20 protein-coding genes are annotated in these 19116 nt (G+C 40.5%); 5 read left to right on the plus strand and 15 right to left on the minus strand.

All coding sequences use genetic code 11. From position 1 onward, the window contains the following. The first annotated feature begins 17 nt into the window (after positions 1-17). Both QZR76_RS08250 and QZR76_RS08255 read left to right on the plus strand, forming a co-directional pair. Entirely contained in the window at positions 18-659 is a 642-nt protein-coding gene (locus QZR76_RS08250) for an HAD family phosphatase (protein WP_294142132.1), read from the plus strand. A 167-nt stretch (positions 660-826) separates the two neighbouring features. Next, positions 827-1372 (plus strand): AAA family ATPase, encoded by a 546-nt coding sequence (locus QZR76_RS08255; protein ID WP_294142133.1) that lies wholly within the window; start codon positions 827-829, stop codon positions 1370-1372. A 65-nt stretch (positions 1373-1437) separates the two neighbouring features. On the opposite strand, the gene QZR76_RS08260 is transcribed toward QZR76_RS08255, so the two are convergent. The 9 genes from QZR76_RS08260 to era form a co-directional block, all read right to left on the minus strand. Beyond that, complete coding sequence (locus QZR76_RS08260; protein ID WP_059025533.1) at positions 1438-2010, minus strand: electron transport complex protein RnfA; 573 nt, start codon at positions 2008-2010, stop codon at positions 1438-1440. A 36-nt stretch (positions 2011-2046) separates the two neighbouring features. Then, positions 2047-2634: an electron transport complex subunit E gene (locus tag QZR76_RS08265; protein WP_294142134.1), complete on the minus strand. Its 588-nt coding sequence runs from the start codon at positions 2632-2634 to the stop codon at positions 2047-2049. Positions 2635-2689: 55 nt separating this feature from the next. Further along, complete coding sequence (locus tag QZR76_RS08270; RefSeq protein WP_294142135.1) at positions 2690-3301, minus strand: RnfABCDGE type electron transport complex subunit G; 612 nt, start codon at positions 3299-3301, stop codon at positions 2690-2692. Positions 3302-3364: 63 nt separating this feature from the next. After that, on the minus strand, positions 3365-4342 hold the full coding sequence (locus QZR76_RS08275; protein WP_294142136.1) for an RnfABCDGE type electron transport complex subunit D: 978 nt from the start codon (positions 4340-4342) through the stop codon (positions 3365-3367). Between the two features lie 21 nt (positions 4343-4363). Beyond that, entirely contained in the window at positions 4364-5695 is a 1332-nt protein-coding gene (rsxC, locus tag QZR76_RS08280; RefSeq protein ID WP_294142137.1) for an electron transport complex subunit RsxC, read from the minus strand. 44 nt (positions 5696-5739) lie between these two features. Continuing rightward, the gene (locus QZR76_RS08285) at positions 5740-6609 is read right to left on the minus strand and encodes a Fe-S cluster domain-containing protein (protein ID WP_294142139.1); all 870 of its coding nucleotides are present in this window, start codon (positions 6607-6609) and stop codon (positions 5740-5742) included. A gap of 65 nt (positions 6610-6674) precedes the next feature. After that, a complete protein-coding gene (locus QZR76_RS08290) occupies positions 6675-7088 on the minus strand; it encodes a SoxR reducing system RseC family protein (RefSeq protein ID WP_294142141.1) in 414 nt (137 codons plus the stop codon). Positions 7089-7233: 145 nt separating this feature from the next. After that, positions 7234-8541, minus strand: coding sequence for a ribosome biogenesis GTPase Der (gene der / locus QZR76_RS08295; protein ID WP_294142142.1), 1308 nt, complete (start codon positions 8539-8541; stop codon positions 7234-7236). Between the two features lie 162 nt (positions 8542-8703). Beyond that, complete coding sequence (gene era / locus QZR76_RS08300; protein ID WP_294142143.1) at positions 8704-9588, minus strand: GTPase Era; 885 nt, start codon at positions 9586-9588, stop codon at positions 8704-8706. 128 nt (positions 9589-9716) lie between these two features. On the opposite strand from era, the gene QZR76_RS08305 reads away from it, so the two are divergent. Continuing rightward, positions 9717-10166 (plus strand): YhcH/YjgK/YiaL family protein, encoded by a 450-nt coding sequence (locus QZR76_RS08305; RefSeq protein ID WP_294142145.1) that lies wholly within the window; start codon positions 9717-9719, stop codon positions 10164-10166. A 94-nt stretch (positions 10167-10260) separates the two neighbouring features. Further along, positions 10261-11409: a serine hydrolase gene (locus QZR76_RS08310; RefSeq protein WP_294142147.1), complete on the plus strand. Its 1149-nt coding sequence runs from the start codon at positions 10261-10263 to the stop codon at positions 11407-11409. A 43-nt stretch (positions 11410-11452) separates the two neighbouring features. Here QZR76_RS08310 and QZR76_RS08315 read toward each other — a convergent pair whose 3' ends face one another. The 6 genes from QZR76_RS08315 to QZR76_RS08340 form a co-directional block, all read right to left on the minus strand. Continuing rightward, the gene (locus QZR76_RS08315; protein ID WP_294142149.1) at positions 11453-11950 is read right to left on the minus strand and encodes a hypothetical protein; all 498 of its coding nucleotides are present in this window, start codon (positions 11948-11950) and stop codon (positions 11453-11455) included. 205 nt (positions 11951-12155) lie between these two features. Continuing rightward, positions 12156-13643, minus strand: a complete 1488-nt coding sequence (locus QZR76_RS08320) for a family 10 glycosylhydrolase (RefSeq protein WP_294142151.1) — start codon at positions 13641-13643, stop codon at positions 12156-12158. A gap of 157 nt (positions 13644-13800) precedes the next feature. Beyond that, positions 13801-15702: an O-antigen ligase family protein gene (locus QZR76_RS08325; protein WP_294142153.1), complete on the minus strand. Its 1902-nt coding sequence runs from the start codon at positions 15700-15702 to the stop codon at positions 13801-13803. After that, complete coding sequence (locus QZR76_RS08330) at positions 15683-16249, minus strand: redoxin domain-containing protein (RefSeq protein WP_294142155.1); 567 nt, start codon at positions 16247-16249, stop codon at positions 15683-15685. Before QZR76_RS08330 ends, QZR76_RS08325 begins: the two co-directional genes overlap by 20 nt. Then, positions 16236-17291, minus strand: a complete 1056-nt coding sequence (locus tag QZR76_RS08335; protein WP_294142158.1) for a BF3164 family lipoprotein — start codon at positions 17289-17291, stop codon at positions 16236-16238. Before QZR76_RS08335 ends, QZR76_RS08330 begins: the two co-directional genes overlap by 14 nt. Before the next feature lie 30 nt (positions 17292-17321). Beyond that, complete coding sequence (locus tag QZR76_RS08340) at positions 17322-17558, minus strand: hypothetical protein (RefSeq protein WP_294142160.1); 237 nt, start codon at positions 17556-17558, stop codon at positions 17322-17324. 169 nt (positions 17559-17727) lie between these two features. On the opposite strand from QZR76_RS08340, the gene QZR76_RS08345 reads away from it, so the two are divergent. Beyond that, positions 17728-19089 carry an ATP-binding protein gene (locus tag QZR76_RS08345; protein ID WP_294142162.1) on the plus strand — a complete coding sequence of 454 codons (1362 nt, stop codon included), beginning with the start codon at positions 17728-17730 and terminating at the stop codon, positions 19087-19089. Positions 19090-19116: the final 27 nt, after the last annotated feature.

Consider the following 19116-nt stretch of genomic DNA (forward strand, 5'->3'; position numbering starts at 1 on the left):
TTGCAATTAAAGGAGGTATGGAAAGAACAAGGAAATGGGCTGTGTTATTTGATTTGGATGGTGTTGTTTTAGATACGGAAAAGGCATACGATGTTTTTTGGGAGGAAGAGGGGAAACGATATCGGCCCGATGTGCCATCCCTTCATCGGAAGATCAAAGGCTTTACTTTACAAAGAATCATAGCGGAGTTTTTTGGAAATGACCCTCAAAAAGAACAGGGGATTTTGCAACGACTGGATACTTTGGAGTCTTGTATGGAGTATCCTTATATTCCTGGAGCCCTGGATTTTATAAAAGATCTTAAGCGTCGTAGAATTCCGATGGCTTTAGTAACCAGTTCCAATGAAAAGAAAATGGGATACGTGTATCGTGTTCATCCAGAATTAGCCGGGTATTTTCAAGTGAAGATTACTGCCGATAAGATTACCCGCTCTAAGCCTGATCCGGAATGTTATCTGTTAGGAGCAGAAGAATTGGGCGTCGAGCCGGAGTTTTGTTTTGTATTCGAAGATTCTTTTGCAGGCTTGGAAGCCGGAAAGAGGGCGGGTATGAAGGTGATCGGAGTAGCGACAACCAATCCTCAAGAGGAAATAGAGAAGCGAACCGACCGGGTGATATCTGATTTTGTAGGCTTTGATTATGAAAAAATGATGAAGTGATTCTATGATCATTTCCAATCGCTTGATCTTTTAATTCCGGCATTTCGTTTCATTTCTGTCGTGGCAACCGGGGTAAATCCAGCGGGGGAGGGGGCTGTCAATCGTGTAGATGTTTTTTCATTTGCTTTAATCATTTGGTCATTAAATCTTTCAATCACAGAGTAAAAATGTATAAGCCTAATTTCTTCATTATAACAGGAGGTCCCGGGGCGGGAAAAACAACTGTTTTGCAGGAGCTCCGGGCCAGAGGAATAGTTACGGTAGCAGAGGTCGGCCGGAGTATTATCCGTGAGCAGGTTGCTTGTGGAGGAGATGCTTTACCCTGGAAAAATATCCGAGAATATTCGGAATTAATGTTACGGCATTCAATCCGGGATTTTGAGAATCACGAAAAGATAGGGGAACCTTGTTTTTTCGATCGGGGAATTCCGGATGTATTGGGATATAATCGTTTAACGGGTTTGGATATACGGAATGAATTGAGGAATGCTGTTTCTTACTACCAGTATAATAACAAAGTGTTTTTATTTTCTCCATGGGAAGAAATATATTGTATCGATGAGGAACGAAAACAGAGTTTCGAATTGGCAAGAAAAACCTGTGAGGAGATGGAAAGAGCCTATAAAGCATTAGGATATACGGTTATATCGGTTCCTTTTTTACCCGTCCGGGAGAGAGCAGATTATATGCTTGATTTTTTGCAGAGAGGATAAGGTTGGTGATCATAAAAATAGTCTGGAATTTACTTCCAGACTATTTCTATGGGGTGATTCCGAGATCACACGATACCGGAAAATCCCATAAAGGCCATGGCTAATAATCCGGCCGTCAGTATTGCGATAGCAGGTCCTTGCATTCCTTTCGGAATATTTACCAGTTCCAATTGTTCCCGAATACCGGCGAATATGGTTAGGGCTAATCCGAAACCCAGGGCCGTAGAGGCTGCAAATACGACCGATTGCAGCAGATTGTAATCTTTTTGAATAACCATGATAGCTACTCCGAGAACGGCACAGTTTGTCGTAATTAATGGCAGGAATACTCCTAAAGCCTGATACAGGGCCGGACTTACTTTTTTCAGAATAATTTCGACCATTTGTACGAGGGCTGCAATGATCAGGATAAAGGTGATCGTTTGCATAAAACCGATTTGCAGCGGATCGAGTACTGTTTTTTGTACGATAAACGTAACTAATGTGGCCAAAATCATTACGAAGGTAACGGCTCCGGTCATGCCGAGTGCGGTAGGGACACTTTTGGAAACTCCTAAAAAAGGACATATTCCCAAGAACTGAGCCAACACGATGTTGTTAACAAATACTGCCGCGATAAATATAAATATATATTCCATTATAGTTTTAGATTTTAGGTTCTTGTCATATCATCTTTAATTCGTCTTCCTGATCCTGTTGATCAGAGCAATTAAATAGCCTAAAGCGATGAATGCTCCCGGGGCTAAGACGAAAATAAGCATTCCGTAATGTTCACTATACAATGTTATATTGAATAACTTACCACTTCCGAGGATTTCCCGGATACCTCCTAAAATAGTTAATGCCATGGCAAATCCTAATCCGATGCCTAATCCGTCCAGAATGGAAGGAATAGCCTTATTTTTCGAAGCAAAGGATTCGGCTCGTCCCAATACGATACAGTTCACCACGATTAAAGGAATAAATAATCCCAACGATTCATGCAGAGCCGGTGTATAAGCAGCCATACACATGTCTACCACGGTAACGAATGCTGCAATGATCACGATGAAACCCGGTATCCGGATTTTATCGGGGATCAGGTTTGATACTAATGAGATCACAAGGTTTGACAGGGTCAGCACAAATGCCGTTGCTAATCCCATTCCCAACCCGTTGACTGCCGATGTCGTTACTCCCAATGTGGGACACATTCCGAGCAATAGAACGAAGGTCGGATTTTCTTTGAAGAAACCTTTGGTGAAATTTTGCCAATTGTTCATAGGTTCAGTTTATTTTATATTGGCGACTGTGTGCAGTCGTTAAATTTGTTAATTCTCACTTTATTTGCTGGGTTGCTCCCGATTGTGTGTCCGAACCGTTTAGAGCGGCTGCAGCCCGGTTTATTGCATCCAGAAATGCGCGTGAAGAGATGGTTGCTGCTGTGATCGCATCCACGTCTCCGCCGTCTTTCGTTACTTTTAATCCGGTTTTTCCCGGGTTTTTCCCGATCACGTTTCCTTTTCCTCCCTGGGTAAACCAAATATCCATTTTAGAACCCAGTCCCGGAGTCTCTTTATGTTCGAGTACAGAATAGTTGTGAATGGTTCCGTCCGGGTTAAAACCGACCATCAGCCATATTTTCCCGCCGAAACCGTTGTTGGTGTACGTTTTTATTGCCGTACCGACAAGTTCACCCGCTTTTTTGGCCGGATAAAACACCAATTCGCCTCCGTCGGGAGTCTTTTCTGTCCATGCTTCGGCCATCGGGTCGTTGTCGAATCCTGCTACGACATTCCGGATCGCTGTTACCTGTTTTTCCAGTTTGGCTTTGTCGATCAGCCCTGAAGTAAATGTATTGACAAATCCAACGGCAGCCGACGAGATTAGGGTTATGGCGAATAACACTAATACCATATTTTTAAAGGTTGACTCTAATTTCTTTCCCATAGTTTTTTTATTTATAGTTTGCAAATTGGAATTTACGATTCCAATCAACAATCGTCGTTATTGTTATGCGAATCTCATCGGTTTACAGTATCTGTTGATCAACGGGGTGAAACCATTCATGATCAGAATGGCGAATGACATCCCTTCCGGATAGGCTCCAAAATTCCTGATGATGACAGTTAATAACCCGATACCCACGCCATAAATAAACATTCCTTTAGGGGACATGGGTGAGGTGACGTAATCTGTTGCCATAAAAATGGCTCCCAACATCATACCCCCGGTAAAGAGGTGGAATATAGGACCCGCAAACTGGTCCGGACTCGCTAAATGTAAAATACCAGAGAAAATAATAACGGTAGCAAAGATCGTTACAGGGATATGCCAAGTAATGATCTTACGGATAAGCATATAAGCAAAACCTAAAAGTAAGGCAAGTGCGGCTACTTCACCGAGACTACCTCCTATGTTTCCTAAAACTAAATCTCCGTTTGAAAATCCGGCTGCGGACAAAGCGTCGGATATGGGCTGTCCTGTCTTGAAAGCTCCCTTGGCAATAGCTAACGGAGTAGCACCCGTTAAAGCGTCTGTTGTCGAGAAACCTTGAGGAATAGGCCATGTTGTCATTTGAACCGGAAAAGAGATCAACAGAAATACTCGTCCCACGAGGGCAGGATTAAAGATGTTGTTTCCTAAACCACCGAAGCTCATTTTTCCAACTCCGATGGCCACTAAGGCACCGATGATCACGATCCATATCGGAAGTGATGAAGGCAGGTTGAATGCCAATAGAACGCCGGTGATAATAGCCGATCCGTCCCAGATGGTCGGTTGTTGTTTTAATATGTATTTTTGAATCAGATATTCAAAGACGAGACAAGCAATCACGGAAGTCAGGGTCACGGTGATAGCTCCCAAGCCGAAGAATACGATGGCACAGATAAATGCCGGAATAAGGGCAATCAGCACGCCATACATGTTTTTTTCTATCGAATCCCTGCTGTGGATGTGAGGTGAAGGAGATATGATTAAATTACTCATAAGTGAATTTTAATTTAAGATTTATGATTTACGTGATCGAATCATTTGGCCTGTTCTTGCCTTTCCCAAGCGTATAACATCCAAAAGAGGCCTGTTGGCCGGACAGGTGAAGCTACATGAGCCACATTCTATACAGTCCATGATTCGTTCTGTTTCTAATGCCTCCGTTCTGTTTCGTTCACTTAGGGACATCAATAGGTAAGGCTCTAATCCCATCGGACAGACACTAACACATTTGGCACACCGGATGCAATTACGGGAAGATGTTCGATTGGCTTCCTGTTGATTCAGCAGTAAAATGCCGCTGGAACCTTTCGTGATAGCGATGTCTGTAGTCGTTAATGCTTTACCCATCATGGGACCACCACCGATGACTTTTCCCGTGTCTTCGGGAAGACCACCTGCAGCTTCGATTAACCTTATGATGGGAGTACCGATCCGGCAGAGGTAATTTCCCGGTTCTTTTAATGATTTTCCCGTTACCGTAACTACTCTTTCGAACAAGGGTTTATGCTTCATAACGGCTTCGTATACGGCATATACTGTTCCCACGTTTTGCACAACGGCTCCGACTGCAATCGGAAGAGCACCCGAGGGAACATATTTCCCTGTCGTGGCCTGGATTAATTGTTTTTCTCCGCCTTGCGGATATTTTATTTGTAGCGGATATACTTCAATCCCTTTTGATTTGCGAGCTTCTTGCCGGAGAGCTTGAATAGCATCCGATTTGTTATTTTCAATGCCTATGATTGCTTTTTGGACATGAAGGGCTTTCATCAATAATTCTATCCCGACGATCAATTCGGCCCCGTGTTCCAGCATCAACCGATGATCGGCTGTCAGGTACGGTTCACATTCTACACCGTTGATAATTAAAACTTCTGCCGTATTTCCCGGTGGAGGAGATAATTTTACTTGAGTGGGAAATGTTGCTCCTCCCATTCCGACGACACCCGCACTTTGAATGGCCGATATGATCTCTTCTTTGGTAAATTCGTCCGGCCGTTTGTTTATGGGCTCCCGTAAAATTCCTTCTTCCCATTCGTCACCTTCTACCTTTATAATAATGGCGGGTTTGGGATACCCGCTGCTATCTATTACAGGTTCTATGTTGGCGACAGTCCCGGAAACGGAACTATGGATGTTGGCGGAAATAAATCCGGTGGCCTGAGCAATAAGTTGTCCGACTTTCACCTGATCGCCTTTTTTTACGACCGGGGTAGCTGGAGCTCCGATATGTTGTGAAAGCGGGATAATCACTTGTTCGGGGATTGGCAAAGTAATAATTTCCCCTTGTGATGATAATTTATTTTCGGGTGGATGTACACCTCCTAATTTAAATGTCTTCAACACGGTTTTCAATTTTAGGTTTTCGGATTCAGTAGGTATTTTAAACTCTACGCTTCTTTGTTCGTGGCGATCGTCTCGCTGGGTTCGGTTATTTTCCGAGGCGGGAAATTCACTTCATGAATGGCACCCGTCGGACAAACACTAACACACTTCCGACATAATTTACATTTCCGGAAATCGATGTAAGCAAGATTATTTTCTAATGTGATCGCTTCAAAAGGACACTCTTTTACACATTTTCCACAACCGATACAAGCAGCCATACAAGCTTTGCGGGCGACGCCACCTTTATCTTTGTTCACGCAGCATACGAATACTCTACGGTCTTTCGGTCCCTTGTTTCGCAACTCAATAATACCGCGGGGACAAGCTTTCACGCAGGCACCGCATGCGACACATTTTTCGTCGGAAACAACAGGTAGTTCGTTAGAATCCATGTGAATAGCATCGAATGAACAGGCTTTTACGCAATCGCCGCATCCTAAACAACCGTACGTGCAATCCGTTTCTCCCCGGTAAAGCGAGTGTTCAATGGCACAAGAAGAGTAACCGTCATACCGGCTTGTACGTTTCCGGTTTTCACAAATACCGTTGCATCTCACAACGGCAATTTGCGGAGTTTGTGCACTTGCTTCCATGCCTAAGGCTGCGGCTACTTTTGCCATTGTTTCTGCACCTCCTACCGGACAAAAGAGTCCGTCCAGGGAAGTCGCCTTTACGGTCGCTTCTGCAAATCCCCGACATCCCGGTTTTCCACAACCTCCGCAATTCGCTCCCGGTAGTATACTTTCCACGATATCGATTCTGGGATCCTCTTCAACTTTGAATTTTTGTGCCACCAGATAAAGGATTACAGCTGCTGCAATTCCAATGACACATAAAGAGATAATAGTGTAAATAATAGTAGTAGTAATCATAAGGTTTTTCGTTTTGTCTCCTCGTTACAGTTATAGCGCTCGTAAAGTTATTAATTTTTTCATGTTTATTCTATTTTCACCTTGAATTTTATCTTTTGAGCAAACCTATTCCTAAAGAAGTATATGATTATAAAATAGATGGTAATTGTTAAAAGTGTAAATAGGGCAGCCCATGTTTCTTTTATTCCGGAAGAGATAAGTAGTGCCAAAATAGCTATTATGACCACGGAAGGAAGCAAGTAAGCAAACAGTACGGAGTATAAGGCACTTCCGGTACTGGCCATCACAATCACTTTATCTCCGATCGCTACGGGAGTACCGGGTTTTTCAGCCGTGATATTTTTGTGGGTTACTTCCGATAAACCGCAAGCTCCTTTGGCATGGCAGGCAGCGCAGGCAGACTGACTCTGGATAGAAACCGTGATATGGGAATCGTTAACTGCAATAACAACTCCTTCGTGTGTAATCGTTTCAGCCATTTTTTTCTTTTTAAACGCCATAAAGATAGTAATAATTTTAAATTGGCGATTTTAGATGAAAGGATTGAGTCATTAATGGATTGGAAATTTTTAATTTGTAACCTGTAATTAAAAAAGTCAGGATCTACATCCTGACTTTTTTTATCTATTTTTTGCGCATGAAAATTTGAATGGGTACCCCTGTGAATTTCCAATGTTCGCGAATTTTGTTTTCCAAAAATCTTTTATACGGCTCTTTCACGTATTGTGGAAGATTGCAGTAGAAAGCAAACGAAGGAGTTGCGGTCGGTAATTGTGTGATGTATTTTATACGAACATATTTACCTTTCATACTGGGAGGAGGGAAGTTTTCTATCTCTTCCAGCATCACGTTATTCAATTCCGACGTTTTTATTTTTTGAGAACGGTTCTTATACGTTTCGATTGCCGCTTCCAGAGCCTTTAATAAACGTTGTTTCGTCAATGCCGAAGTAAAAATGATTTGTACGTCATTGAAGGGGGCTATTCTCATCCTTAACTCTTTTTCGAAATTGATAAGGGTTTTGTTATCTTTTTCTACAAGATCCCATTTGTTGACGAGAATAACAACTCCTTTCTGGTTTCGTTCGATCAGATGGAAGATGTTTAAATCTTGGGATTCCATGCCTCTGGTCGCATCAATGAGTAACATACATATATCCGAATCTTCTATCGCTCTTACGGAACGCATAACGGAATAAAATTCGACGTCTTCATTTACCTTGGTTCTTTTCCGTAACCCTGCCGTGTCGATCAATAGAAAGTCATGCCCGAAACGATTGTAACGGGTGGTTAACGTATCTCTTGTTGTTCCGGCTACGTCGGTCACAATATTACGTTCTTCACCTATCAAGGCATTGATGGTAGATGATTTTCCCACGTTCGGCCGTCCTACGATCGCTATTTTGGGAAGATGTTCTGTTTCTTCAATGGTATTATCGGAAAAATGTGAGACCACTTTATCTAACAGGTCGCCCGTCCCTGAACCGCTGGCGGAAGAAATCGGGAATAACTCTTCTCCTATTCCCAGTTTATAGAACTCATGGGCATCGTATAAGCGTTCTCCATTATCCACTTTATTGACAACGAGATAGGTCGGTTTGTCTACTTTCCTTAACAGTTTGGCAAAACTTTGATCCAAATCGGTGATTCCCAGTTCCACATCACATACGAAAAGGATAACATCTGCCTCGTCTAAAGCCAATATTACCTGTTTGTTAATCTCTTCTTCAAATATATCCGAACTGTTGGATACATAACCGCCGGTATCGATAACGGAAAATTCTTTACCGATCCAGTCTGATTTTCCGTAATTGCGGTCGCGGGTTACTCCACTCTCTTCATTTACAATGGCTTTTCTTTTTCCAACCAATCGATTGAAAAGGGTTGATTTTCCTACATTCGGTCGTCCTACGATTGCTACTATATTACTCATATGAATTAATTGTAAATTTTAGATTAAGCGATTAAGTAATTCCGTGACGGATTTGGATTACAGGCATTTGGTGAAAAAATTATTACTCCATCGAGATTTTTATTTCATATCCTTCATCAAATCATTCATTCCGTTAATCACATAATCAAAATATGTTTGTTTTTAGGCTTGTTTGTACCCAAAATTCTTCAAATCTTTTTCCTTGTTTCTCCAATCTTTCAACACTTTTACGTAGAGATTGAGGAATACTTTTTTGCCAAAAAAAGCCTCTATATCCAAACGGGCTTCTGTACCTACTTTTTTTAGAGAGGCCCCCTGATGTCCGATAATTATTCCTTTTTGCGAATCGCGTTCCACGTTAATGACAGCCATAATATTAATTCGTTTCGCTTCTTCTTTGAATTCCTCCACGACGACTTCCACGGAATAAGGTACTTCTTTGTCGTAATTTAAAAGGATCTTTTCCCGTATAATCTCGGTAACGAAAAAACGAGCAGGCATATCGGTTAAATCTTCTTTATTGAAGTAAGGCTCACCGACGGGCAAGAGCTCCAGTATCCGTTTGTATAGATTGTCCACGTTGAAATTTTCCGTGGCTGAAAGTGGAAATATTTCAGCCTGAGGTAAGATTTGCTTCCACCTGTCGAATAAAGCGTCTAATTTGTCGGATGTGGTTAAATCTATTTTATTGATGACCAACAGAATCGGGGATGGGCTTTGCTTTACCTTTTCAATAAAGTCTGCATTTTTTTCGAAATCTTCAACGACATCAGTAACATAAAGGATGATGTCTGCATCAATGATTGCCGATTTGGAAAAATCAAGCATGTATTCTTGCATTTTATAGCTGGGTTTGACAACACCCGGTGTATCGGAAAATACGATTTGATAATCATCTCCGTTCACGATTCCTTTGATCCTATGCCTGGTCGTTTGTGATTTGGAGGTGATGATAGATAATTTTTCTCCGACCAACCGATTCATTAAGGTTGATTTTCCTACGTTGGGATTCCCCAATATGTTGACAAAACCTGCTCTATGCTCCATTTATTTAATCATTTAATTGAGGGCAAAGGTACGATAACTAATTGAAAGTTGGAAATCGGGAGTTGAAATTTCTTTCGAGACAGGAATGAAAACAATTTGTTATCTTTGTCTGAAATAAATGAAATGCAATGATTATAGATAAAATTTTGAATAGTAGTAGTATAGAAAATCTGAACCCGTATTTTAAAGCTGTGTTCGATTATATAAAGACTCATGATATGGCCATTATGCCTTTGGGACGTATCGATATTGCAGGAGATGACGCTTACATAAAGGTGGATGAGGTAGATGGAAAAGAGAAAGAAGAGGCTTTTTTGGAGCGTCACGAGTCTTATATCGATATACAACTTCCCTTGTCAGGCGGGGAAATTTATGGATGGAAGGCTAAGGAAGATCTGCAAAACATAAAAACAGCTTATGAGGTTGAAGGTGATTTTATGTTTTATCAGGACAGACCTTCTTTCTATTTTCCGTTACAGGCCGGAGAGTTTGTGATATTCTTCCCGGGAGATGCCCATGCTCCTTGTATCGGAAAAGGAAAAATAAGAAAGGTAGTAGCCAAAGTAAAAAAGGGATAGATTATAAAGTGATCGAAAGATGGTGAAATTGAACTCGATTCAAGAGTTAGCCGATCCTAAAATCATTTGGTCAATAAATTTAAAATCATGGACTATGAAAAGAATATATAAAATCGTTATAGGAGTATTAGTCGTTCTATCTGTGGTCTATTTTTGTCTGCCTTATTATGCTCAACAGGCTTTGATTCATTGGTTTCCGGATATTGACGATTTGTCTTTGTTTGAGAAACATACCGTGATGAAGCCGGATAGTTGTTGGGAGTGGATGGCGGCTCATGATTACAACGACTATCAATTGGAGAAGGAGGACGATGCTTATTTGGATCAATATAAAACGGTTTCTTTTCTTGTTATTCAGAATGATAGTATCGTATATGAGGAGTATAGAGACGGTTGGAACGATACGTTAACGTCTAATATTTTCTCTGCTACTAAAAGTATCGTAGGGCTTCTGATCGGAGCCGCTTTGGATGAAGGGAAGATCGGAAGTTTGGATGATCCGGTAGCGAAATATATACCTGAATTCGGAAAGGACGAGAGGGCGAAGATTACAATTCGTCATCTATTGACAATGAGTGGTGGGTTGAGTTGGGACGAATCGTATAGTTCCCTTTTTTCCGTTACGACTCATGGGTATTACGGAAACGATTTGTATAAATTGGTCACCAACTTGAAAGCGGTCGATGAACCTGGAAGACAATTCTCTTATCGTAGCGGTGATACACAGATATTGGCTTTTGTCATAGAGAAAGCAACCGGAAAGACCGTTAGTGCGTACGCGGAAGAAAAACTATGGAAGCCGATGCAGGCTTGTCGGGATGCTTATTGGTTGTTAGACAAGAAAGAGGGGGATGAAAAAGCATTTTGTTGTTTTCATGCTACGGCCCGGGAGATGGCTCGATTTGCTCGCTTAATGATGCATGACGGAAATTGGAACGGGAAGCAGTTGATCTCCGAAGCCTATATGCGGGAGGCGACTACCCCGGCTTCCTATTTGAAAGACGAATGGGGGAAAGATTCATTGGATTATTATGGTTTTCAGATTTGGATCATGGATTATAAAGGAATGCAAAATCCTTACTTCAGGGGAATGTTAGGACAATACGTCATAGCCATTCCTGAAAAAAATGCCATAGTCGTTCGGTTGGGACATAAAAAGGACGAGAAGCGTGTAAGGGAAACTACAAAGGATGTGTACCGGTATATGGATATAGCGACCAAAATTTTGGATAGCCGGAAGTGAAAATAGAACGGATGATCGGGAAAGATCATCCGTTTGGTATATATTAGTTGCATTTACCGCAGCATTGCGATTGCTCTTCGCGAACCTCGGGTGCTCCCTCTCTATTGTTATTGCGCCTGTCCATCATTTCTTTACGGCGTTTTTCCATTTCCTGCTTTTTCTTTTCCAGGTTGGTGATATAGGTTTTGTATTGCTCTTCGGTTAATATCTTTTTCATGGATGCGTTTTGTTCTTTTTCCAATTTTTGATTGTAGAACATTAAAGAATCCTGGTTATTGCGATACTTTTGGAAGATTTCGCCTCTTTTTTTAAAATCGGTAGTGAATAGTTCTGAAACTTGTTTTTCTTGTTTTTCATCTAATTTTAGCTCGGTCTTCAATTGAGCGACCCTTTTCTGAATCATCTGCTCGAGATTCATCCTTTCTCTCGGTCCACGTTGGTGGTGTTGTTGACCCTGGTGTTCTTCATGATGATTCTGTGCTTCTATGCTGAAACTAAAACACATCAAAAGGGCGGAAATAATAAATGTTACTGTTTTCATACTTGTTTCGTTTTAAATTAAACATTTATGTTTGCTGAATATAAGACAATATTAAACGTAAAAAGTTTATTCTCGATTTTTATACGATAATTACAAGCGGATTGTAATTATCGTATCGGCAGGGAATATACGAGAACAAACAGAAACAAGTTGTTCTTTAGGTATTATTATTCGGAAGGGAATGCCGCTCGGGTAAACGACCTGTTTAATGTTTAATCGTAATTTTTTTCCCCTTTGACTCGTTGTGAAAACGGTCAACGGAGGTAATAACGAAACGGTATTTCGTATTCTTGGTATCGGTTGGTAAATAACACTCTGTATAGCGGGTGAATGCCATGATCTTCGACGGATTGTCCAAATCGATCTTTTCTCCCCGCTTGAAACGGTAAATCACAAAATATTGAGCATCCTGCGGATTTTCCCGCTCTCCTTTGACTTTCCATTTTAACGTGTAACCCTGTGGCGTTTTTTCAGCTTTCAGGTTGCATATTTTTTTAGGGTGATGATCGTACATATGCGTGTAGGCCGGGATGAGGGCCGGATAACGATGATAGTTTTGTTGCAGGCTATCGGCGATCCCGTTGTTATTCCATAATATTTCGTTAGCTGGCCAAAAACAATGTCCTTTGACGTGGCGTAGAGAATGTTCGATTTTCATTTTGCGGGTTAGATCCCCGGCTTTCATGGAGCGGGCCACGTCCTGACCGATATAGAGATGAACGTTATGTGCATGCTTGTCCCACCATTGAGCTAACGTGGTGTAATCGGCAGCCGGATGCCCTATTTCCCAATAGATTTGAGGTATATTGTAATCGATCCACTTCTTTTTAACCCAGAGGGTAATGTCCGCGTACAGGTTATCGTAGTTTTGCAGACCGTTTGTATTACTTCCGCTGCCATCCGGCGTATTTTTTTTATTTCTGTAAATACCGAAAGGGCTAATACCGAAGCGTACCCAGGATTTCGTAGAAGCAATGGTATGTTTTAGTGTTTGTATGAGCCTGTTTACGTTTTCTCTCCTCCAATCATCTTTGTTTTCCTGTGAATATCCTTTAGGGATTCCATAGGTTTGAAAACTGTTTTCATCGGGGAAAGGTAGACCGTTTACCGGGTAGGGATAGAAGTAATCATCCATATGAATGGCATCGATATCGTAGCGTTGTACGATATCTTTTACCACCTCACAGATAAATTTCCGACATTCCGGTATTCCCGGATCGAAGAGAATCTGCTTATTGTAGGTTACAAACCATTCCGGATGTTGGTGGTAGACGTGAGATTCCGCGAAAGTCGTATTTCCCGATGTACTGGCCCGGAAAGGATTTAACCAGGCATGGAATTCCATATTCCGTTTATGGCACTCTTCGATAAGAAAGGCCGTGGGATCAAAAAAGGGTTCTGGAGCTTTACCTTGTATTCCGGTACAAAAACGACTCCATGGTTCCAATTCGGAAGGGTACCAGGCATCAGCTTCCGGTCTTATTTGAAAAATGATGGCATTGAAACCGCATTTTTGGAGGAAATTGAGTTTTCGGATGAAGTCGGCTTTCATTTCATCGATACTCATTCGACTGTATTCGTTTTGGTGAACGGTTTGTATCCAGGCTCCCCGAAATTCGCGTTTGATTTGTGCAGAAGTATTTGCACAGATAGAAACGAGTACAGTAAAAATCAGTAGACGAACGTATTTCATATAGGTGGTATTTTAGCGTCAGATTTTTCGCAAAGATAGAGAATAATCACAACGAAGCAAATTCTACCGGAGGAAGGAGAGAGGGAAAGAGTGCCCTCTGGCTGCTCTTTCCCTGAAATTCAAAGGTGTGTGTTGGTGTACGAGCAAGAATTGCTCATTACTGGTGTGAAACACCATTTAAAAAAGAAGATTCTTGTATATTTTCTGCTAATTCTTTCATTTTAAACTTAATTTCCTTCGTTGCCGTGGAGTTTATTTTTACTTCTGCATTAATTACCTGCCGGGCTGTTTGCAATGCTTTTTCCGGTAACTCCATCTCTTGGTATAAATAGGCTAATAAAAAAAGAGGATACAACCTGTTCGGAACTAAGTAGTGTGCTTTAAGAAAATAGTATTCCGCCTGATGAAATTGTTTTTGGGCCTGATAGTTTTTACCGATCAGGTTAAAGATCATAGGATCGGCCATACCTTGTGCCGCTTCCGATAAAATTTGGTTTCCCTTGTCGAAATGTCCTGTCTTTGATAAAGCGTCCCCGTATTCAAATAAAAAGTCGGGATGGATCTTTAAAGTCTGATATAGGGCTCCGTAGGACTCTGCGGCTGTGGCAAAAATTTTCATATCGTAATATTTTTGAGCTTGAGCCCATTGGGTATAAGCCTGTCGCATCTGATATTTCGGATAGATAATTCCGATATTTATTCCTAAAAGTAAAAGATAGATAAAAATAGGATGCATCTTCCCTCGGGATGGATTCTGGACTTGTGACGTGTTACAGAGTGCGAGAAGGAGGGGAAAAAGTATCGCAAGTGCCAACGTGCTTAATGGATAAGAAAACAACGACACAATACCAAAGGCAATAAAAGCAGCTACCGGGGCTACCATGTGCGGGTTGTGTCGGATGTTACGCAGTCCGTACCATAAAGTGGAACAGAGCAAAATTAAAAAAAGAGCAATACCGATTATACCCCCTTCTACGGCAATCTGTAAGAATTCATTAAACCCGTATTCGGGAATGTCTGCAAGTAATTTTTCCCTTGGAGTGAAATCTCCTTGCATAAAATAATTTGTTTGTGCTTCCCCGTATGCTGCTGGAAAATTTCCAATGCCGACACCGGTTAACGGGTGTTCTTTTAATGAAGAAAGTGATATCTTCCACACCAGTAACCGACCGTCGGCGGAATCTTTTTTCAGCCTGTAGATTCCATAACAGGCAATAGAAAGCACTAGGATGAAACTTATCAATAAGGTTAGATAACCTTTGGGATGTTGTTGATGTATTTTATGTAGTTTTTCTTTTAGTTTGAAAAGATAAAAGAGAATAATACCGGAACCTGCCATGCCGGCAAACCATGCACTCCGGGCCATGGTGGCTGGAAGAATGGTTATGATTCCAATAAGTGTGGAACCCGATAGAAAAAGTAAAAGGGCAATCGTTGCTATCTCATTATCCGCTTCCGCCGTTACCGTTCTACCCTTTTGTTGAACGATGGTTATCAATTTTTGGGCTAATCGAATGGTCCAATATAAACTAAACGGTATAACGATGGCCAGAAAAGCTGCATATGGCCCCGGATTATTAAAAGATCCAGTAATGCTGAACCGGGAATTCTGGCTGGGTAAATAGGAGTATAATTGACAGTATCCCCAAATGACTTCAATAAAAGCCAAGGCGATTAACATGAAATGAAAAGTTATATCGGCCGTTTTATTTAATTGGAAAAAAGCAAGAAAATAGAAATAAGAAGTGATTACTAACAGGAGAGTTCCTGTTTTCATCACTTCATGTGTGTTGGTTGAAAGATATATGCCTGTAATCGCTACAGTCATTGTAATCATATTTAAGTTGGTGATATGATTCCATGCAAAATAGAAAGATTTACGTAAAGTGAGTATACAAGCGATTATTCCAGCAGCCGGCAAAAAGGTAAAAAACCAGAATTGCTTGGCCACGGAAACACCATGAATGATTTTTGTATCTATAATCAGCATGGTAGCCGTCAATAGAAAGAAAATCAAAAAAATGGCATATGTGCTCCACTTATGAATCGCTTTTATCATAAATTTCCATTTGTTTCTTATATAGTCTCCACAAAGATTTATTCTTTACCGGATTACCGACCAATATGACTTTTCCGTTTTTATCCAATAAAAAAGATTGAAATTCAGGTTGTGACGGCAAATTCTTGTTTGCTTTAGCGAATGAATTGTCATAATCGTAAAACAACGGGTAATTGAATTTATTCTTAACCGCAAAAGCAGAGATTTCATCAAAATTAGATGAATGAATCACGAAGATGAAATTAATCTCTTTGCCGTGTTGTTTTACCTCTTCTATGAGTAAACGCCAGTCATACAGTCGCATATTGCATTCCGTGCATCCGGTCGTATCAACAAAAGTAAGAACGTTATAGTCTTTATCTAATATTTCGGTCTGGGAGATCGTGGTATCTCTTCCTTCTACCTTAGGTTTCAGGGAAGAGGGAATCGTAACGGTCTTTCCGTACCATTCCTGTACCACTTTCTTGGTCTGATCCTCTTTCGAATAGCAACCGGAGAGGATTAGCGTGATCGAAATCATTAGTATAAATGATCTATTCCAATGCATATTTTACTAATAAAGATTTAGGCGTATTGGTTAAACCGTATATGGCATGTTCTTCTTTATTGTAAGAAATGTTGGTGAAGGGTATGGATAATTGATAGGTTTTCACGTGGTTTCCTTCCCAATCGAATACAATGATCTTTTCTCCATAACCCACCATGTTCTTAAAGTTTCGGTAACTCCTTCCGGAATACAAAGCGTATATGTAATCATCCGTCACTTCGATATCACAAAATCCGAATAAATTGTCGATAGAGTAAACGACAGGTTTAGATTTTTGTGACGAGAGCGTGGCTTTAGGGGCATATAGATTTTGTTCGGAAATCCGGGTAATGGTCGAATTATCGTGGATCATACCGATATCTATGATACCGCTTTGCATGTTTGCACATACGAATTTGGAACCGTCGGGTTTTAGTTTGGTAATATTGCTGGCAAATAACATACTTTTTAAGGAGTCGCTTATATTCTCCTTCCCCGGTGTTTCCGGGTAACTTAAAAAGTAGTCGGAATGATTGTCGTGGGTCAGGCAATAACGTCCTTCCGAAAATATGCCTGTGGATAATATGAGCGAACCTTTTTTGGCAACACTCAAGTGCTTCGGGGTAGAGGAAAGCGACGTGAATGTCGGTCCGAACCCGGGTTCATCCCTTTGGTTGATATCCAGTTCCACTAATTTATCGTTTCCGAAATCATAGGCCGTTAACATACCGTCCGAATCCATGTTCATGGTTAAGAAATAGAGTCCTTCCGCGGCTCCTGTTCCAGTCGGTAAAAAGGAGAACAGCTTGGTTCCGTCCAATTTATAGATGGACAGTTTGTTCACTCCATTTTGATTCAACACGATAAGTAAGGAATCTTTCCGGATCACCTTGGTCGGATTGAAGATTCCGATGGATTCCAAGTCGATTATCCCTGTCGATTTTTGCATAGCGACACTTCCTTCTTCACTAAATAAGGGATTTTCCTTTTTTATTTCGCGAATCTCGTTTGCACACCCCCAAACAAGAATAAGTACTGATATAATATAACTAATCTTTTTCAAAACTTACTGATTTTAAATGAGGAAATTAGACTAAAGTTCGGCTGCTAACCCCGGATAATAAACAGGATTTCCATGTCCATCAGAAGTTAAACATAATGTTCCAACAGCTTTACACCCTCCTGTACCTCCTCCTTCTCCACTACCTAAAGCTTCAATATTTTCCAGACAAATATCTACCGTCGTATTATCCTTCGATACAGATACATTAACGGAGATAAGACCAACAAGTACTAAAATGACAGTAAAAATGAGAATTCTAATTTTCATAATTTAATTTTTTATTTGATGAGACAAAATTAGGAGACTAAAATGAATAAAATGTTCCATATTTGTACCGATTTTGTGTTTGATATGTAGCTTTTCTTTTTAACAAAATATATTAGGGGCAGGAAAATAAATTGTTACTTTTGATGTGGCTAAAAATAAATGATATTTTATGAACAAGCGAATTGAAATTACGTGGACGATTTCGATAATCGCAATGGTGTGTATTGTTGTTTTTCAGGTATTCTGGCTGTATAACCTCTTTCAGTTTCAAAGGTCGGAGTATGAGAGGTCTGTAAATAAAATTTTGAAGGAAGCCGTGGAACAAGGTGTTGATTTATTTGTTAATGATCAGATGTTATCCTCAAGGTTGTCTGCGATTAGTGTTTCGCAAAATAGAAAAGAGTTGTGGATAGTTTTGGATGGAGAAAAAGATACAATTAACTATGATGGTGATTATAATTATGTAACTTTAATCAACAGATGTTGTTATGATATTGTGAGTGTAAATTCGGGTAAAAATATAAGGCGTTTGGACAGTATATGTGCCGAGAATCTTCGGGCAAAGGGTATAAATGAGAAATATATTCTGGAACTAATAGATTTGAATAGAGGAGTCGTATTGGAAACGACAGAGAATGAACATGCCCATGTAAATAAATACATAGAATCCTCGATATTGACTTTGGGATTAACCAGTAACCACGGGTTGATAGCTTATTTTGATATTCCCTACAGGTATTTCTTTGTCCAGATGGGAGGGATTTTGATTGCTTCGATTCTTGTCATGTTGATCTTGACCTGGTGTTTTATTTATCAGATCAGGACGATATTGATGCAGAAGCAACTGAGCGAGATGCGTGAAGATTTTGTTTACAGCATGGTACATGAAATTAAGGGACCGTTGGCATTTGTGCTAAACGCGTTGAAGATGTTTCATATGCGGAGTGTTGACGGTTTGTCGGATAATCAAAAGAAATTATTGGACGGCATTGGCATGAAGGTCAAATCCTTATCCAATTTATCGGAGAAAATGTTGGTTTCCGGTAAAAACGGAAAGAGTTTGATGCTTATACCGGAGGAGTTGAATCTGAAAGCCGAGTTGGAGCAAATAGTGTATGAATACTCTATGGATCACCGTTCTCCTGATATTCACCTGGATTATGCTTGCGAGGAGGAAATGATACGGGCAGATCGGGTACATTTTCCGAATGTAATCCGTAATTTGGTAGATAATGCCATAAAGTATTCGTCGGACAAACCTGATATTACAATTCGTTGCAGGTTGGTGAACGGAACTTTTGAGGTTTCAGTTGCGGATAAGGGACGGGGTATTCCAAAAGAGTATTTGAATAAAATTTTTGAGTCTTTCTATCGTATTCCTAATCCGAAAGGCAACGAGATTCATGGTTTTGGAGTCGGCTTGAGTTACGTGAAGCAAGTAATAAAATCCCACGGAGGTAAAGTTCTTGTTGAAAGTGAGGTCGGAAAGGGAAGTAGGTTTACCATTGTTATGCCTGATATAAAGAAATAAATATAGTGTTGGTTAATTGATAAAAAA

It is taken from the genome of uncultured Sanguibacteroides sp., from assembly GCF_900543425.1.
Classification (GTDB): Bacteria; Bacteroidota; Bacteroidia; order Bacteroidales; family Marinifilaceae; genus Gabonibacter.

Coding starts and splice junctions, on each gene's coding strand:
- QZR76_RS08250 (WP_294142132.1), top strand. CDS start 18: ATGGAAAGAACAAGGAAATGGGCTGTGTTATTTGATTTGGATGGTGTT.
- QZR76_RS08255 (WP_294142133.1), top strand. CDS start 827: ATGTATAAGCCTAATTTCTTCATTATAACAGGAGGTCCCGGGGCGGGA.
- QZR76_RS08260 (WP_059025533.1), bottom strand. CDS start 2,010: ATGGAATATATATTTATATTTATCGCGGCAGTATTTGTTAACAACATC.
- QZR76_RS08265 (WP_294142134.1), bottom strand. CDS start 2,634: ATGAACAATTGGCAAAATTTCACCAAAGGTTTCTTCAAAGAAAATCCG.
- QZR76_RS08270 (WP_294142135.1), bottom strand. CDS start 3,301: ATGGGAAAGAAATTAGAGTCAACCTTTAAAAATATGGTATTAGTGTTA.
- QZR76_RS08275 (WP_294142136.1), bottom strand. CDS start 4,342: ATGAGTAATTTAATCATATCTCCTTCACCTCACATCCACAGCAGGGAT.
- QZR76_RS08285 (WP_294142139.1), bottom strand. CDS start 6,609: ATGATTACTACTACTATTATTTACACTATTATCTCTTTATGTGTCATT.
- QZR76_RS08290 (WP_294142141.1), bottom strand. CDS start 7,088: ATGGCTGAAACGATTACACACGAAGGAGTTGTTATTGCAGTTAACGAT.
- der (WP_294142142.1), bottom strand. CDS start 8,541: ATGAGTAATATAGTAGCAATCGTAGGACGACCGAATGTAGGAAAATCA.
- era (WP_294142143.1), bottom strand. CDS start 9,588: ATGGAGCATAGAGCAGGTTTTGTCAACATATTGGGGAATCCCAACGTA.
- QZR76_RS08305 (WP_294142145.1), top strand. CDS start 9,717: ATGATTATAGATAAAATTTTGAATAGTAGTAGTATAGAAAATCTGAAC.
- QZR76_RS08310 (WP_294142147.1), top strand. CDS start 10,261: ATGAAAAGAATATATAAAATCGTTATAGGAGTATTAGTCGTTCTATCT.
- QZR76_RS08315 (WP_294142149.1), bottom strand. CDS start 11,950: ATGAAAACAGTAACATTTATTATTTCCGCCCTTTTGATGTGTTTTAGT.
- QZR76_RS08320 (WP_294142151.1), bottom strand. CDS start 13,643: ATGAAATACGTTCGTCTACTGATTTTTACTGTACTCGTTTCTATCTGT.
- QZR76_RS08325 (WP_294142153.1), bottom strand. CDS start 15,702: ATGATAAAAGCGATTCATAAGTGGAGCACATATGCCATTTTTTTGATT.
- QZR76_RS08330 (WP_294142155.1), bottom strand. CDS start 16,249: ATGCATTGGAATAGATCATTTATACTAATGATTTCGATCACGCTAATC.
- QZR76_RS08340 (WP_294142160.1), bottom strand. CDS start 17,558: ATGAAAATTAGAATTCTCATTTTTACTGTCATTTTAGTACTTGTTGGT.
- QZR76_RS08345 (WP_294142162.1), top strand. CDS start 17,728: ATGAACAAGCGAATTGAAATTACGTGGACGATTTCGATAATCGCAATG.